This is a genomic window from Paenibacillus plantarum, assembly GCF_013141695.1.
GTDB lineage: Bacteria > Bacillota > Bacilli > Paenibacillales > NBRC-103111 > Paenibacillus_E > Paenibacillus_E plantarum.
Genome location: NZ_WHNY01000040.1, coordinates 386093 through 401921, shown reverse-complemented (window position 1 = coordinate 401921; position 15829 = coordinate 386093). Strand labels below are relative to the sequence as shown.

At 43.5% G+C, this 15829-nt stretch carries 13 protein-coding genes; 12 read left to right on the top strand and 1 reads right to left on the bottom strand.

What is annotated here, in order from left to right; all coding sequences use genetic code 11:
* Positions 1-437: 437 nt before the first annotated feature.
* The 12 genes from GC096_RS14045 to GC096_RS13990 all read left to right on the top strand — a co-directional run bounded on the left by GC096_RS14045 (position 438) and on the right by GC096_RS13990 (position 14448).
* Positions 438-1409, top strand: a complete 972-nt coding sequence (locus GC096_RS14045; protein ID WP_171630947.1) for an ABC transporter substrate-binding protein — start codon at positions 438-440, stop codon at positions 1407-1409.
* Between the two features lie 68 nt (positions 1410-1477).
* The gene (locus tag GC096_RS14040; protein WP_171630945.1) at positions 1478-3118 is read left to right on the top strand and encodes an AraC family transcriptional regulator; all 1641 of its coding nucleotides are present in this window, start codon (positions 1478-1480) and stop codon (positions 3116-3118) included.
* An 87-nt stretch (positions 3119-3205) separates the two neighbouring features.
* On the top strand, positions 3206-4189 hold the full coding sequence (locus GC096_RS14035) for a sugar ABC transporter substrate-binding protein (protein ID WP_171630942.1): 984 nt from the start codon (positions 3206-3208) through the stop codon (positions 4187-4189).
* Positions 4190-4224: 35 nt separating this feature from the next.
* A complete protein-coding gene (locus tag GC096_RS14030) occupies positions 4225-5625 on the top strand; it encodes a sensor histidine kinase (protein ID WP_171630941.1) in 1401 nt (466 codons plus the stop codon).
* A gap of 5 nt (positions 5626-5630) precedes the next feature.
* Positions 5631-7196: a response regulator gene (locus GC096_RS14025; RefSeq protein ID WP_246302752.1), complete on the top strand. Its 1566-nt coding sequence runs from the start codon at positions 5631-5633 to the stop codon at positions 7194-7196.
* 80 nt (positions 7197-7276) lie between these two features.
* Positions 7277-8368 (top strand): D-xylose ABC transporter substrate-binding protein, encoded by a 1092-nt coding sequence (gene xylF / locus GC096_RS14020; protein ID WP_312886265.1) that lies wholly within the window; start codon positions 7277-7279, stop codon positions 8366-8368.
* Between the two features lie 112 nt (positions 8369-8480).
* Positions 8481-9581, top strand: a complete 1101-nt coding sequence (locus tag GC096_RS14015; RefSeq protein WP_171630937.1) for a sugar ABC transporter substrate-binding protein — start codon at positions 8481-8483, stop codon at positions 9579-9581.
* Between the two features lie 93 nt (positions 9582-9674).
* Positions 9675-11195 (top strand): ATP-binding cassette domain-containing protein, encoded by a 1521-nt coding sequence (locus tag GC096_RS14010; RefSeq protein ID WP_171631002.1) that lies wholly within the window; start codon positions 9675-9677, stop codon positions 11193-11195.
* Between the two features lie 11 nt (positions 11196-11206).
* The gene (locus tag GC096_RS14005; RefSeq protein ID WP_171630935.1) at positions 11207-12382 is read left to right on the top strand and encodes a sugar ABC transporter permease; all 1176 of its coding nucleotides are present in this window, start codon (positions 11207-11209) and stop codon (positions 12380-12382) included.
* A 29-nt stretch (positions 12383-12411) separates the two neighbouring features.
* A complete protein-coding gene (locus GC096_RS14000; protein WP_171630932.1) occupies positions 12412-13026 on the top strand; it encodes a hypothetical protein in 615 nt (204 codons plus the stop codon).
* Between the two features lie 105 nt (positions 13027-13131).
* On the top strand, positions 13132-13944 hold the full coding sequence (speD, locus tag GC096_RS13995) for an adenosylmethionine decarboxylase (RefSeq protein WP_171630930.1): 813 nt from the start codon (positions 13132-13134) through the stop codon (positions 13942-13944).
* A gap of 192 nt (positions 13945-14136) precedes the next feature.
* Positions 14137-14448: a hypothetical protein gene (locus GC096_RS13990; protein ID WP_171630928.1), complete on the top strand. Its 312-nt coding sequence runs from the start codon at positions 14137-14139 to the stop codon at positions 14446-14448.
* 404 nt (positions 14449-14852) lie between these two features.
* Here GC096_RS13990 and GC096_RS13985 read toward each other — a convergent pair whose 3' ends face one another.
* On the bottom strand, positions 14853-15806 hold the full coding sequence (locus tag GC096_RS13985) for a serine hydrolase domain-containing protein (protein WP_171630926.1): 954 nt from the start codon (positions 15804-15806) through the stop codon (positions 14853-14855).
* Positions 15807-15829: the final 23 nt, after the last annotated feature.

Below are 15829 nucleotides of genomic sequence, written 5' to 3'. Positions count from 1 at the left end.
CGCAAGAGAAGAATCCCGGTCGACCATCGCCTGCTAGCGCACAAAAATTGTGCGCAAGAGAAGAATCCCGGTCGACCATCGCACGCTAGCGCACAAAAATTGTGCGCAAGAGAAGAATCCCGGTCGACCATCGCCTGATAGCGCACAAAAATTGTGCGCAAGAGAAGAATCTCGGTCGACGATCGCACGCTAGCGCACAAGAATTGTGCGCAAGAGAAGAATCTCGGTCGACCATCGCCCGCTAGCGCACAAAAATTTTGCGCAAGAGAAGAATCCCGGTCGACCATCGCCTGCTAGCGCACATCTTACTCCAAACTATGCAATCGTGCGGTTGCAACAAGAAAAGTCAGCATTTTTGCGTATTCACAAATAAGGAATTGTCCTATATACTCCTAATTATCGATAATGATTATCAGTATCATCTAGGGGGATTTATTATGATTCAAGCAAGAAAATTAGTTAATTTCACAGCAGTACTACTCGTGTCTTCTTTATTTCTAGCCGGCTGTGGTGCCGGTACAGATACGAAAAATGGAGCCGCGCCTGCAAGTACGACCCAAGCCATAGTGACTCCGGCAGCAAAAGCACCGCAAGAGCGTGTCCTGAAGGATGCAATGGGACATGAAGTGAAAATCCCTGGCGAGGTTAAGCGTGTGATTGCACCTTTCCTAGAAGATGGATTAACGGCTATTGGCATCAAACCAGTTGCACAATGGTCAGCGGCTGGTGAACCTCAGCAATATTTGCAAAATGTGTTGAACGGTGTTCCTGTTCTGGCCATGGAAGGTGGACTCAAACCAGAGCAAACGTTAAGTCATAATCCAGATCTCATAATTCTTGCCGCTCCTACTTATATGAAGAATGGCACATATGAAGATTTCTCCAAAATTGCTCCTACTTTCGTCTTGTCTAATGATGAGACCGACTGGCGTGGAAATGTTGCCAAGCTAGGTGAAGTGTTGGGCAAATCAACGGAAGCTGAACAAGCCGTTAAGAAATATGATGAGAAGCTAGCTGCTTCCAAAGATAAGATTCGAACAGCTGTAGGGGACAAATCAGCCGTATTATTCCAATCCGCAAATGAAAAAGGGTTTAAATTGTTCGGAGCGAATTTCTATAGTGGGAAGTTATTGTACCAAGGCTTTGGATTCAAACAGCCGAAATTGCTAAAGGGTGACTATGATACGTATTCCTTGGAAACATTAGCACAACTGGATGATGTTGATTACATTTTCGTCCTCTCTGGCAAAGGTCGTGCGAAGCCTCCTGTGGATAATCCATTATGGCAGCAACTGCCCGCGGTGAAGCAAGGTCATGTGTATGAGGTAGATTCAGGTCACTGGTTCAATCAAAACGTAGTGGCCAATCAATTAATTATCGATGATGTACTACGTAATTTAGTTAAATAGCTCGAGTGAAGACGGGGGATTCCCTCGTCTTTTCCGTGTTTAAATCAGATACATAGGAGCGGAAAAATATGAAGCAAGAAGTTACTCCGCCGGAAGTAGAGGACGAGAGTTCATTGAACTCGATGTGGTATAAGCTGACAACCATTGAACGAATCGTGATAAAGGATCTGCAATGGCCGGTTGAACGAGATTTCATTAAGGCGGACTCGCTCATGCTTGTCGTTTCAGATACGTCGGATGGCCGTTTGGTCATTAATGGTCAGTATTACCCGCTTCGATTAGGCACAGTATTTATTTGCAAGCCGGGACAACTGATTGAAGTAGGTTTGCCTAAAGACGAGGATCACGGCGTTTATGTGCTTAGGTTTCAAGCAGTAACGGTTCTGCAAAAGGAAACCATAGAGGCTAATATTCAGCCTGTCAACACATTCCCAGGTGAAGGTGAGGCCATTCATCTTGCCGTGTCGACCGTCATTCCTCTCGTTAAAATGATCGTGACGTATTGGGGAAATGGTACAATTGCGGATCGCTTCCGGGCAGAGGCGGGATTTTATGAACTGCTCAGTCTAGTCTTACAAAATGAGGAACACAAAACGTCGATCGCTTTGGAATATGCGAAGTTCATGCTGGAGCGGGATTATACGGAAGAAATTACGATTGAAGCACTGGCGGCAAGAGCTGGTTTAAGTCGCTTCCATTTTATGCGATTATTTAAAGAGAAATTTGGTAAAGGCGTCATTGAATATGTGACAGAATTACGTTTAAGTAAATCAAAGGAACTCATGCGTGAGCTCCCGAATGCCTCAATTCGAGAAATTGCATTCCAAGTCGGGTATAAGAATGAAATCTATTTCAGCAATAATTTCAAGAAGCATATGGGGATGGCGCCTGCTGTTTATTTGAAAAATACGAAGATGAAGGTCGCCGCTTATAGTTGGGTGAATATTGGACAGTTGCTGGCGCTTCAAATTATTCCATATGCCGCACCTATGGATCATTATTGGACTGATTTTTATCGGAATAAATATGCCTATGATGTAACGGTCCCATTGAGTCATCATTATGAGTTCAACCTCACAGCCTTACAGCAGTCGTCACCTGATTACATTATAGGAATTGACGCATGGATTCCCAAAGATGAGCAAATGAAGCTATCGGAAATAGCCCCGACCTTATTTTTACCATGGGATCGGAATTGGCGCGAGCATTTGATCCTAATCGGTGATTTCGTTGGGAAATCGAAGGAGGCAGTGAAGTGGCTTCAAGCCTACGACATGAAAGCTGCTGATGTAAGAGAGAAGGTCAAGCTGAAGATGAAAGATGATAAAGTAGTAGTCGTAATTGTCCATCACAATGACTTATTGGTGTTGGGGAGACTTGCCGGCACGGTCCTGTATGATGATTTGGAACTAAACCCAGCGAGTCAATTGCGTGATATTCATTGGACGAAACCGTTTCAAGTAACAGAGTTGGCAGGTTTTGAGGCTGATCATTTGATTGTGAATATTTGTAAGGATCCAATTTCCCAAGCGACTTGGGCTAACCTAAATAAACAGGGGGATTGGCGCGGTTTAACGGCAGTCAAGAAGGGGCAGGTACATTTAACTCCTGGGTATGCTGGCTGGGAATCACCTTGGAATGAACATACGGCCTTCAATCATGAGCGTGTTTTACAGCAGATTGCACAAATCCTACTTCCAGCAACGTAATTGTTGCTGGATTTTATTTTGATTCTATTCGAATCTCCGAAATCATGATAGAATTACTGGAAATTGGAAGAGTCTGTGGGTGAAGGTATGAAAAAATTGATTCTGATTGCGATCATAGCCAGTAGTTTTGTCACGCTGTCATTTTCGTTCTACTATATGCTCAAGATTTACCAAAGCGATTTGAGTATGTCGACTGCAGGGGAACCTATGGAGCATGAACATGCCGAACGCATCGTGATCATCTCACAGGAGCAAGGCAGCTTTATGATGAATGCCATTCAAAAAGGGGCACGTGAGGCCGCAGAAGAACATCATATCCAAATTGATTTCTGGGGTGTTTACCGTTCGAACTTGGAAGGGTTAATTAAGCAAATCGATATTGCAATCGCTTCCAAAGCGAGTGGGATTGTTGTTGAAGGTGTGGATCATCCAGATTTTAATCTAATGGTGAAGAAGGCGACGGAGAAAGGAATACCGATCATTACGATTAATTCCGATGCTCCGAGCAGCTTGCGCAAGTCCTATATCGGTTCCGATCATTATCGAGAAGGGATTATTATGGGGGAGTACATTGCGACCCAGTTGAATGGAAAAGGCGAAGTCGGTGTGATTAAGAGCATATCCTCACCATCAACAGATGACTTGCGTTTGAAAGGTTTGACCGAAGTTTTTAAAAAATATGAAGGACTAAGGGTCGTAATTGCAGCTAATGATCCTGATATGACTCAACCTAAGATGCAAACGAACGATATTTTGAATCACTATCCGAATGTGAAGGCCTTTATCGGACTGTCGTCTGAATCGGGAGAGAGTATCGTTCAAGCGGCGCATTCGCGCTCGCGGACCAAAGAATATCCGATTTTTCAATTCGATGATTCTCCCCAAACCATGATGCTTATTAAAAATGGACAGGTGAAAGCTGGGCTCTCGCAGCATTATGAAGATATGGGTATTCTCAGTGTTAATTTGATGAAACGTTGGTTAGATGCTGCGCAGCTGCCGCTTGAGAATAGCTACTTCACGCCAATTAGCGTGGTGACTTCATCTGGAGAAGAGGAGAAAGCGCCCTGAAAACTATTCGTAGTAAAATGATGATGCTGTCGATCTTGATCTGGGTAATTATGGCGATTATTTGGCTCTCCATGAGCATTTATAATCAGCGAACCGTCGAAAAGTATAATGAAATTCTTCAGCGCTATATGCAAATGAATCAAGCCTCGCAATTAAGCCAACAATCTTTAACCACTCTGAATAAGTATCGAATGTCACCTACGTTAGAAAGCTTGAATCAATATGTCACAGATAACAGCAGCCTACTTCGAACCAAGACAGAGATGAGTTGGTTGCGAAATGCAAGCAACATGATGCTGCTCGATAATTTACAGAATATGCTGGAAAGTCAGTCAGAGGCGATGGATTTGGCCGTTCGCTTCCAGAAAGATAATGATGAAGAAAACGCAGCGAAACAATTTGACGAAGCCTCCAATATCTCCAAATATATTTCAGAAGCGACACTCACCTTAATTAGTGGTGAACAGAACACCTACGATGCCTTCTATAGAAAAATTATTAAGCGAAGTGAAAATATTAAGAAGATGGGACTCTGGACGTTGGCGCTCGTTTCTTTGATGCTTTTGCTGTTTTCCTATCGATTTGTGGATAGTGTGACACAGCCATTGCTGAAATTAACGCTGTCTGCGCGAGAATTGTCACGGGGGAATTTTAAAAATCCCATTGATCTGGGCAATAACGATGAAATATCCTTTTTGGCTAAAACGCTGGACAGTATGCGACTTAAGATCGGTCATTTTATCGATGATATTCAAAGTAAAGCCCAATTGGAATATGATCTTCATCGACATAAGCTCATGCTGAAGGAGAGCGAGCTGAAGAGCTTACAAAGTCAGATTAATCCCCATTTTCTTTTCAATACGTTAAATATGTTGTCGAAGGAAGCTTATTTGGCAGGCGCGGGAAAAACAAGCGAATTAATTAGCTCGGTTGCCGGTATGCTTAGATATAATCTCCGCAAGTTGGATAGCCGAGTGTCTTTAAAAGACGAGCTCGAAGTACTTGAGGAGTATTTAACGATTCAGAAGGCTCGCTTCGGTGATCGTTTGCAAGTCGTTCGTGAAATTGATGAGGATGCATTAGGCATTGAGCTTCCTATTCTTATTTTGCAACCGCTTGCAGAGAATGCGTTTATTTATGCGATTGAACCAGCTGAAGAAGGTGGCACGCTTACGATTCGAGTCAAGCAGGAAGAGAAACACATCCTTGTTCAGGTACAAGATACAGGTCAGGGCATGGATGAAGAGCAGTTAAATCGATTATTATCTCATACGGAAAATTCCATCTATAAAGGCCATTCTACGGGGATAGGCATATGGAATGTGATTCATCGCTTACAGCTATTTTATGGGGTTGAAGAGATCATAGAGATAGAATCCCATCTAGGAGCTGGCACTTGTATTACATTGAAGCTGCCGAGGGGGCATGTCGTTTGATTCGTATGTTAATCGTGGATGATGAACCAATTGAGCGAATTGCGCTGCAACGAATTATCGAAGAAGGTTCTCCAGATGTAGAGGTCGTAGGCCAGGCCGCGAATGGCAGAGAAGCCATTGAAGCCGCAGAGCGGTTACAACCAGACCTGATCACGATGGATATTAAGATGCCCGGCATCAATGGACTACAAGCGATAGAGAAGATTAGAGAGACTAACAAGGCGGTTAAGTTTATTGTTGTCACTGCATTTGACACGTTTGAATTTGCTCAACAAGCCATTAAGTTAGGCGTCTATGACTATATGTTGAAACCAAGCCGAATTTCTGTCGTGCTGGAGACAATTGGCCGGGTAGCGAATGAGATTAAAATGATTCAACAGGAGTTGGCGAGTAGAAGTTTAGAGCAAGTACGGCTGCAGAAGATGACGCCTCTAGTGGAGGCTGATATTGTGGAGCAGCTGCTATTTGATTATGTGCAATCGGCATCACTTGCTGAGATGATTGACTTAATTGGGCTTCCATCTGGGCGAGACGGTTTTGTGATGACCTTGCAATTCTCGCATGATATGGCGGAACCTTCGCATTTACGGGATTACGATGATATGTATCTACAAGTAAGTGAGTTGCATCTGGATGTATCCAATCCGATCTGGCTAGGGAAAATGTCAGGCAATCAAGTACCAGCAATTGTCTTTATGGATGGTGAATTCTCCTATCGCGCACAGGCTATAAGCGTAGCGAAGAAATGGATCCAAGCGTTGGATACGAAGGGTGGATTTCGTCTTTTTATTGGCATAGGCGGATTATGCAAGGACCTGAGGGACTTGCGCAAATCCTATCATGAAGCGTTGTTGGCATCGATGGATAACACACTGCCTGCTCGTTATAGTTTATTTGAGAATCTCACACGAGATGATATCCAGGCAATTGGCAGTCGTACCATTGAGATGGAGAAGCGTGTGCTCGAAGAGATTAGACGCGGAAATCTTGAAGCAGCTGGCGATCAGATTGCCAAAATCATTGATATCTTCGAAGGTGCTCAGCAAGGCGTTGGATTATCGCAGCAACGAGTTTTTGAAGTGTTAATCGTTGTGACCCGCATGTTGCAGGAAATGGGGATGGATGTCCATACTCCTTATTTTCCCTATTCAACGACAAGCTATATGCAATTGAAAGCAGAATCCCGGCAATTAATTCAAAACTTAGTTCAGGTTGGAGACGTCGTTGAGACAGATTTACTCCAAACGATGAAGTTATATATCCAGAAGCATGCTCATGAGGAATTGTCCTTGGAGCGGATTGCAGCTACGGTTGATCGGAATCCTTTCTATGTCAGTAAGCTGTTTAAAGAACATTTCGGAATGAATTATATTGACTTTCTGACGGAATTTCGGATCGAAACGGCCAAGCAATTGATGCAGGAAACGGATAAAAGTCTCAAAGAAATTACGTTTGAAGTGGGATATAACGATCCGAATTATTTCAGCCGTGTATTTAAAAAGCTAGTTGGACATTCACCGACGGATTATCGGAAGATGCTGATTCGACCAACCAACAAGAAGCATAGTTGAATACATGCTTACGAAGTTAGTTTTCTGACGAAAACTTTTAGGAGGGGTTTGCGCTGAAACATGTCAGAAAGAGTAGTGAAGTGGTTGGCTTCACCGTGATTATAGCCTTCGTGCTATCGGCTTGTTCGTTCATCGGAACGAACAGTGCGCCAACGGATAAAGCTAGCCCGCCAATCGAGAGTAAGCCAAGCCCCAATCGGATTATGCAAACTGACAACAAAGTGGTCGTGGGTTTATCGATCGATACGCTGTTGGAAGAACGGTGGCAGAAGGATCGGGATTTATTCAAAGCTGCTGTTGAAAAGCTCGGTGCGCGTATTGAGGTTCAAGCCGCGAATGGCGACGATGCCTTGCAGCTTGCGCAAGCAGAGAACTTGATATCACGCGGGGTAGATGTACTCGTCGTTGTGCCTCACAACGCAGAGGTATCCGCAGCGATTGTGGAGAAGGCACACAAATCGGGTATCAAGGTTATTTCGTATGACCGATTGATTGTCAATTCGGATGTCGATTTATATATTTCCTTCGATAATGAGAAAGCTGGCGAATTGCAAGCGAAAGCGATCGTGAAGAAGGCTCCTAAAGGCAATTATGTCTTAATCGAAGGCGCGGATACGGACAACAATGCGCACATGTTCAAAAAAGGTCAAATGAACATTCTGAAGCCTCTCGTCGAGAAGGGGGACATTACTATCGTTTATGATCAAGCGACGAAAGAGTGGAAGCCTGCGAATGCGTTGGCGAACATGGAGCAGGCTTTGATCGCGAATCAGAATCGCGTAGACGCGGTTGTTGCCGCGAATGACGCGACTGCAGGTGGCGTGATTCAAGCCTTAACAGCTCAGAAGATGGCCGGTCGCATTCCCGTTTCTGGACAAGATGCAGAGCTTGCAGCTGCGCAGCGAATCGTCGAAGGCACACAGACAATGACAGTGTATAAGCCCATTAAGAAGCTTGCAGAAACCGCTGCTGAGCTTGCTGTGAAGATGGCGAAGGGTGAAAATGTTCATGCGGATAAAAAAGTAAACAATAAGAAAATAGATGTGCCATCCATTTTACTCGAACCGATTGCTGTGGATCAGTCGAATATGGATGCCACGATCATTTCAGATGGCTTCCATTTGAGAGAAGACGTATATAAAAACGTGAATCAAGGGCAAATAGCAAAATAGTATAGCATTGTTAAAAAAAGTGCTAATATAAACCGCTTACATTGGAAAATCCCGGTGATATACTCAATTTGTAGTTGGCGCACAGCCAAAACAAATGAGAGGGGTATTACAAATGAAGCGAAGTGTGAAAGCGATTTCTTTGATGTTAGTGGTAATGTTTCTAGCCGTGATGGTTGCAGCATGTGGGAACTCCAGCAGCTCGAAAGTAAGCGTTGGAATTGTATTGCCTACCAAGGACGAGCCAAGATGGGTTCAAGATGAGCAACGTTTCAAAGACGCTTTGAAAGGTTCGAAATATACAACGGAAATCTTATTCAGCCAAGGCTCCTCAGCGAAAGAAAAAGAAAACGTTGATGCTTTGATCGCCAAAGGAATCAAAGTGTTAATCATTTGTCCGCAAGACGGTGATGCAGCAGCAGCTGCTGTTGAGTCAGCTAAGAAAGCCGGTATTCAAGTTATCTCCTATGACCGTTTGATTACCAAAACAGATGCGGTTAACTACTATGTGACTTTCGACAGTATTGCTGTTGGTAAAGCACAAGCACAATACTTAGTAGATAAAGCGAAACCAGGTCAACCTTTGTACTTGTACGCAGGTGCTGCATCTGACAACAATGCGTTCTTGTTCTTCGAAGGTGCATGGCAAGTGCTTCAACCGAAAATTGCCGATGGCACATTCAAAATTGCAAACTCCAGTGAGGCTGCTGCTTTGAAAGGAACTGCCAAATTAACTCGTGAGCAAATGAGTAAAATTATCGGGCAAGTCACGACGAACTGGGATGCGAACGAAGCGAAAAATAAAGCACAAACCCATTTGACAGCTGCAGCAGCAGACATGAAGGGCGATGTTGCCATTCTAGCTCCAAATGATGGAACAGCTCGCTCTATCGCGGATGTATTTGCTTCAGATAAAGCGGTTACGAAGTTCCTAGTTACGGGTCAAGATGCAGAGAAAGCATCGATTCAATACGTAATTGACGGCAAACAATCCATGACCGTGTTCAAAGATGTTCGTACACTCGTTAAAGATGCAATGGGTATGGCTGTTGCCATCCTGGATGGTAAAACACCTGAAACTACAGGATCATATAACAATGGCAAAATTGACGTGAAAGCAAAACAAACGAATGTAATCGTCGTTGACAAAGCAAATGTGAAATCTGCACTTGTGGATTCTGCGTACTATCAAGCATCCGATTTCAAAGGCTTGTAGGTGTAAGATCACATAGCTTGGAAGGAATAGTGATAGATGCGTCTATCACTATTCCTCTATTCCGAGAGTCGGTTGGCTAAGGAGCGCTTGATGATGAGTAAATATATTTTAGAAATGAACAATATATCCAAAGAATTTACGGGTGTGAAAGCACTTGCGAACGTTAATTTTAAAGTGAATACAGGCGAAATTCATTGTTTGGTGGGTGAAAATGGCGCTGGCAAGTCCACCTTAATGAAAGTACTTAGCGGTGTATACCCAAGCGGCACTTACGCAGGAGATATTGTGTTCGAGGGCAAGGTTCAGCAATTCTCGAGGATCAGTGACAGTGTGAAGACGGGCATCGCCATTATTTATCAAGAGTTAGCGCTATTTCCGGATCTTACAGTGTATGAGAACATTTATGCAGGCAACGAAGTAAGAAAAGGCATGATGGTCGATTGGAATCAAACGATTCGTCAGGCCAAAGATATGCTTCATAAAGTGAAGCTGGATGTAAACCCAGAGGTTCTTGTTAAAGATTTGGGCGTAGGAAAGCAACAACTCGTTGAAATTGCCAAAGCCTTAAGCAAGGATGTGAAGCTGCTCATTCTGGATGAGCCGACAGCTGCGCTTAATGAGAAAGAAAGCGAGAATCTACTTGAACTCTTGCGAGAGTTGAAAAAACAAGGCATTACGAGCATTATGATTTCTCATAAGCTCAAAGAAGTGACGGCGATTGCCGATCAACTCACGGTTTTACGAGATGGTAGGACAATATGTACGCTGGATGCTGCAAAAGGTGAGATTTCGGAAAGTGTCATTATCAAAAACATGGTAGGTCGCGAGATCGACGATATTTATCCGAAAAGAATGACGAAGTCATTCGGTACGAACATTCTTGAGATTCAAAACTGGACGGCGTATGATCCTCAATTGGGTCGAGACGTCGTGAAAGATGTGAATTTGCATATTAAAAAGGGTGAAATTGTCGGCATTGCTGGGTTGATGGGTTCAGGTCGAACGGAGCTAGCGCAAAGTATTTTTGGAAATCCCAAAGCGTATAAGCTTCGCGGAGACCTCCTTATGGAAGGTACTAAACAAACATTCGTCCATCCGAAGGATGCCATCAAGGCGGGTATTGCCTATGTAACGGAAGATCGTAAAGGAGACGGATTGTTCCTTATCCAAGATATCAAGCAAAACATTGCTGTTGCCAACCTGCATGAGATTTCGGAGAACGGCATCATTAATCATAATGAAGAAGTGAAAATTTCGAATCATTACAAGCAATCATTAAATATTAAAGCGCCTTCCGTGGAACAAATTGTAGGTAATTTGAGCGGGGGAAATCAACAGAAAGTCTCACTCGGCAAATGGTTATTTGTGAATCCGAGCCTGCTCATCTTAGATGAACCTACGCGCGGCATTGATGTCGGGGCCAAATATGAAATTTATACGATTATGAACAAGCTGATAAGTGAAGGAATGAGCATTATCATGATCTCATCAGAGCTTAGTGAAGTTTTGGGCATGAGTGACCGCGTGTATGTCATGGCTGAAGGTCAAATCAAAGGCGAGCTATCCATCGAGGATGCGGATCAAGAAATCATTATGAAGCTTGCGACGCAATAGGAGGAAGACCCGTGCAATTTTATAGTGAAGCGAAATCGCTAATTAAAGTGAATATCCGAGAATATGGGATGTATATCGCCCTATTCATCATCATGCTGACGTTCTCCATCATGACAGATGGCTTGTTCATGTCATCACGAAATATAAGTAATCTGATTGACGCAACGGGGTATATTGCGGTTCTAGCCGTGGGCATGACGCTCGTCATTGTCATTCGACATATCGATTTATCCGTCGGATTTGCGGCAGGGTTTCTAGGCGCCATTGCTGCTGTACTTCTCTCACAAGCGGGAGTTCCGTTCTATATCACCATTCCCATCATTCTCGTGCTAGGTATCATCGTAGGGTTATTCAATGGGTTGTTGGTCGCTCAGTTCGGTATTCCGTCCTTTGTGGCTTCCCTTGCGGGCATGTTGATTTTCAGAGGCGCGCTGCTGCGTGTAACCGAGAAAACTGGCACAATTATCGTAAAAGATGAGAATTTCAACGCGATCGGAAATGGTTTCATCCCCGCGATTACCAAGGTAGGGGGATTAAATCTACTCTCCTTAATTTTGGGAGCCGTCATGATTATTCTTTATATTTACAGTGAATTTTCAAAACGAAATAACAAGCTGAAATACAATTTCGAAGTTGTTTCTGCTAATATTTTCACCGTCAAGGTTATTTTCGTCTCGGCGATCATTGCGTATATTACATGGATTCTAGCTGGGTATAACGGCTTTTCCTGGACGGTTATCGTAGTCATGATTGTGGTGGCTGTGTACCACTTCTTGACGACTTCAACAGTATTAGGCAGACATATCTATGCCGTCGGCAGTAATCCAGAGGCAGCGAATTTGAGCGGAATTAGTGTGAAAAAGATCACGTATATCGTATTTGGATCGATGGGTATGCTATCCGCACTTTCCGGGATTCTCTTTACGGCGCGGCTGCAATCCGCTACAACGACGGCAGGTACTTTGTTCGAGCTCGATGCAATCGCTGCGGCTTATGTTGGCGGTGTTTCCGCAGCAGGCGGCGTTGGTAAAGTGACAGGCTCCATTATCGGCGCGATTGTAATGGCTTCCCTATCGAGTGGGATGAACCTTATGGGAATAGGCATTTCGTATCAGTACATGATTCGTGGAGCGGTACTCGCAATTGCCGTTATTTTCGATGTCGTAACGAGGAAGAAGAGAGCTTGATGGATGGCGGCGCAAAGGAGAGACAAGGTATGGCTATTTACACGCCACAGGGGCTTAAAATAAGTCTGGACGTACCAACAAGCTTTGGTCTTATGGCGAGATTGTATCCAGATATTAAACCGTATAGCATTCTCAAAACCACGGAATCCATCAGTGTGATGACGTCATCATTAGGTTTTGTCACAGGTATCCTGTGCTTTGCGCTGCAATTAAGCCCTTCGAATATTGCCATATGTACGTTGTTTGCTATGACGATTGGCATTCTACTCACATTTAGTGGCATCGTGTGGTTCCCATTTATTCAGTTAGGTGCTATGTTTTCGCACATATATGGACTCTTTCTCCCGACGTTCATTGCCGTTGTGATTGGATTCGTTTTGACCGGGTGGGCTGGTGTTGCCTCCTACATGGTCTCTCGCATCTTAGCGTCAGTTGTTTCTCTACTTGTTAGCATAGGGTTTACGACGCAATCTGCCATCTATAACGGAAGTCGGATTAGCACAGCGGAAAGAAATTTTTTCAATGCTTATCGGTATCATGCTTTACAATTAGGCAAATCGACGAGTCTGGAACTGTCGAGAGACGAGTTAAATGAGGCTTATTGGGGTCAAATGTATCAGGAATATAACGATGCTCGTAGTTGATGTATTTGTTAACATGGAATAAAAGCGACTCCGACATACCATCCTATGTGTAGCTGTTTAATATTTGTGTAAGCAGTTTACAGTATACACATAGGGGGGATTTACTTGAAATTAACTTCGGAGCAGATGATTACTCTGCATGGCTTTAATAATTTAACCAAATCGCTAAGTTTTAATATGTATGATATCTGTTTCACCAAAACAAGAGAAGAGCGCGAAGCCTACATAGCTTATATTGATCAGCAATATAATGCCGATCGTTTGACAGCTTTATTGAATACAGTTGCCGATATTATTGGAGCTCACGTCTTGAATATCGCGAAGCAGGACTATGTCCCACAAGGAGCAAGTGTAACCATGCTGGTGTCTGAAGGTCCTATTGAGCAAGAACCGAACGAATCGTTCGAAGAGTCGCCAGGGCCTTTGCCAGACGCGGTAGTCATGCATCTTAACACTAGTCACATTACTGTCCATACGTATCCAGAATATCACCCGGATGAGGGAATTAGCACCTTCCGAGCAGATATTGACGTATCAACGTGTGGAGAAATATCGCCGCTTAAAGCATTGAATTTTCTTATTCGTTCATTCGATAACGACATCCTGACGATGGATTACAGAGTCAGAGGGTTCACGCGCGACATTAGCGGGCACAAGCTTTTCATCGATCATGAGATCAGTTCTATTCAAAATTATATTCCGGAGGAAATTCAAGATTTATATCAGATGATCGATGTGAACGTGTATCAAGAAAATATTTTCCATACGAAATGCAAGCTTCGCGAGTTTGATCTGAATAACTATTTGTTCGGATACACGAAAGATACGCTCAGCAAGGAAGAGCAGCTGGAAATTGAGAAAAGCGTCAAATGGGAGATGGATGAGATCTTCTATGGGAAAAATATGGTGTTTAATTGATGTTTAAAAGGGTTTGGATGCAGGGATAACTGCTCCAGACCCTTTTCGCATTTGATCAGAGTCAGAGTCTGGGTGAAATAACGAAACTTGGCTGAATCATAGAGATATCATACTTGGATTATGTTAAAATAAAGGCTGTTTGAGGAGTTGCATTCATCATATATACGTACTGAATGGAAGTGGGGGATTTTATTGAATCGTAACAAAATGTTGTGGACATTAATTATGTCACAACTCGTGTACGTCATATTTGTACTTGTTTGGATGTTTATCGCGGGGATGTCTGTCATGATGTTTGACGATCCCGATGCGATCAGCCACGCAACAACATGGCTTATTTTCATCGCTATCTTGCTATATCCAGTTGGACTACTCGCAGCAATTATCGGCGGATGGGTAACCTTTTCACGTCGGCGTTACAAGGCATCATTGATCTGGAATTGTATCCCGCTTCTCTGGGTTGTGCCGTTAGGCGGTTTCTTAGTCTATTCTATTATCATGTAAAAAGTAGTAGGAGAGCTTGCCCGAGGTGGCAAGCTTTTGACTATTTGGCGATAGAAGCTTCTTCCTCTAACCTCGGAGGCAAATAGATGTATTTTCTCCAGTTAATCGTTGGGAATTTCCTCATTTATTCTAAATAAATGGATTTTATCCATTTAAATTCAAACATTATTGACGAAATGACCGAATGAAGGAGAAATAACTACATATTTTCCATCTAAAATGAAATTTAGGGTGGATTTCGTGAGATTAACTGTACAATTTCCAGTTATTAATTTTAACAAGCCAAGGAAACTAGTTAAACTCACCATCCTCTACGAACTCATTGTCAAACTAACCTCATCATCCTCTGCGAACTCCTTCATCAAACGTATCCAGCCCCCAAAACACCAGCTATTCCAGAGTTCTTATTTAACTTGTTCCAACAGATAGGGGGCCACGGTTTGGCGGAACACATGGAGAGGAATTTTGCTCTTTTTCCGTTGGTCATTGGTCAATACAACGACGGTTTCAATAGAAGGCAGGATATAAATGCACTGGCCTCCGAATCCATACGCATTAAAGTAATGTAACGATTGAATAGGTGAGTCGTTCTCCGCACGGTCTGGGTAAGTATCTGTCCACCAATGCCAGCCATAGCTGCCGCGGCGAGGTGCCTCCGCTCGTATCGCGGGTTGCGTGGAAAGAGTGACAAGCTCTTGGGAAATAAGCTGAGTATTTCCCCATTTTCCTTGTTGGAGATAGAGCTGGCCAAATTTGAGCATATCTATAGGACGAAGTGACAATCCGAAACCGCCCGTATGAATACCTTGAGGGTCCTGTTCCCAACTATACGATTCAATGCCAAGCGGTTCGAATAAAGTCATCTCAGCATAACGAGCAACTGACATGCCTGTTGCTTGGACCAGGATCGCAGATAATAATTGAGAGCCGCCAGAATTATATGACATTTTCGTACCAGGCAAATCGGATAAGGGTTGATCCAACACGAAATCAACCCAGTTCGGTGTTCTTGTCATGCGTGGAAACGAATTCTGTCCTCCAAATTCTGTCCAATCGAGGCCTGATGTCATCGTTAATAAATGCAGCAGCGTTATTTCACTTTTATGTGATGCTGGATCTTTCGCAAGCTGAGGAAAAAAAACGGATGCAACTGTTGCAGGAGCTGGCAACAGTCCCTGATCCATAGCGATACAACAGAGTGCAGAGAGGATGCTTTTGGTGCAGGAATTGATTTTTGCTATAGTTTCAGCTAACTGCGGTTCTCGGTATTGCTCGAAAGTAATTTGACCCCTTTGACTAATAAGGCAGCTTACAAGATTGGCTGGTTCTAGTTCTTCTAATAAATTTGAAAAGTTCATGACATCCTTCTTATTATTACGAC

Coding starts and splice junctions, on each gene's coding strand:
- GC096_RS14035 (WP_171630942.1), top strand. CDS start 3,206: ATGAAAAAATTGATTCTGATTGCGATCATAGCCAGTAGTTTTGTCACG.
- GC096_RS13985 (WP_171630926.1), bottom strand. CDS start 15,806: ATGAACTTTTCAAATTTATTAGAAGAACTAGAACCAGCCAATCTTGTA.
- GC096_RS14045 (WP_171630947.1), top strand. CDS start 438: ATGATTCAAGCAAGAAAATTAGTTAATTTCACAGCAGTACTACTCGTG.
- GC096_RS14025 (WP_246302752.1), top strand. CDS start 5,631: ATGTTAATCGTGGATGATGAACCAATTGAGCGAATTGCGCTGCAACGA.
- GC096_RS14010 (WP_171631002.1), top strand. CDS start 9,675: ATGAGTAAATATATTTTAGAAATGAACAATATATCCAAAGAATTTACG.
- GC096_RS14015 (WP_171630937.1), top strand. CDS start 8,481: ATGAAGCGAAGTGTGAAAGCGATTTCTTTGATGTTAGTGGTAATGTTT.
- GC096_RS14040 (WP_171630945.1), top strand. CDS start 1,478: ATGAAGCAAGAAGTTACTCCGCCGGAAGTAGAGGACGAGAGTTCATTG.
- GC096_RS14000 (WP_171630932.1), top strand. CDS start 12,412: ATGGCTATTTACACGCCACAGGGGCTTAAAATAAGTCTGGACGTACCA.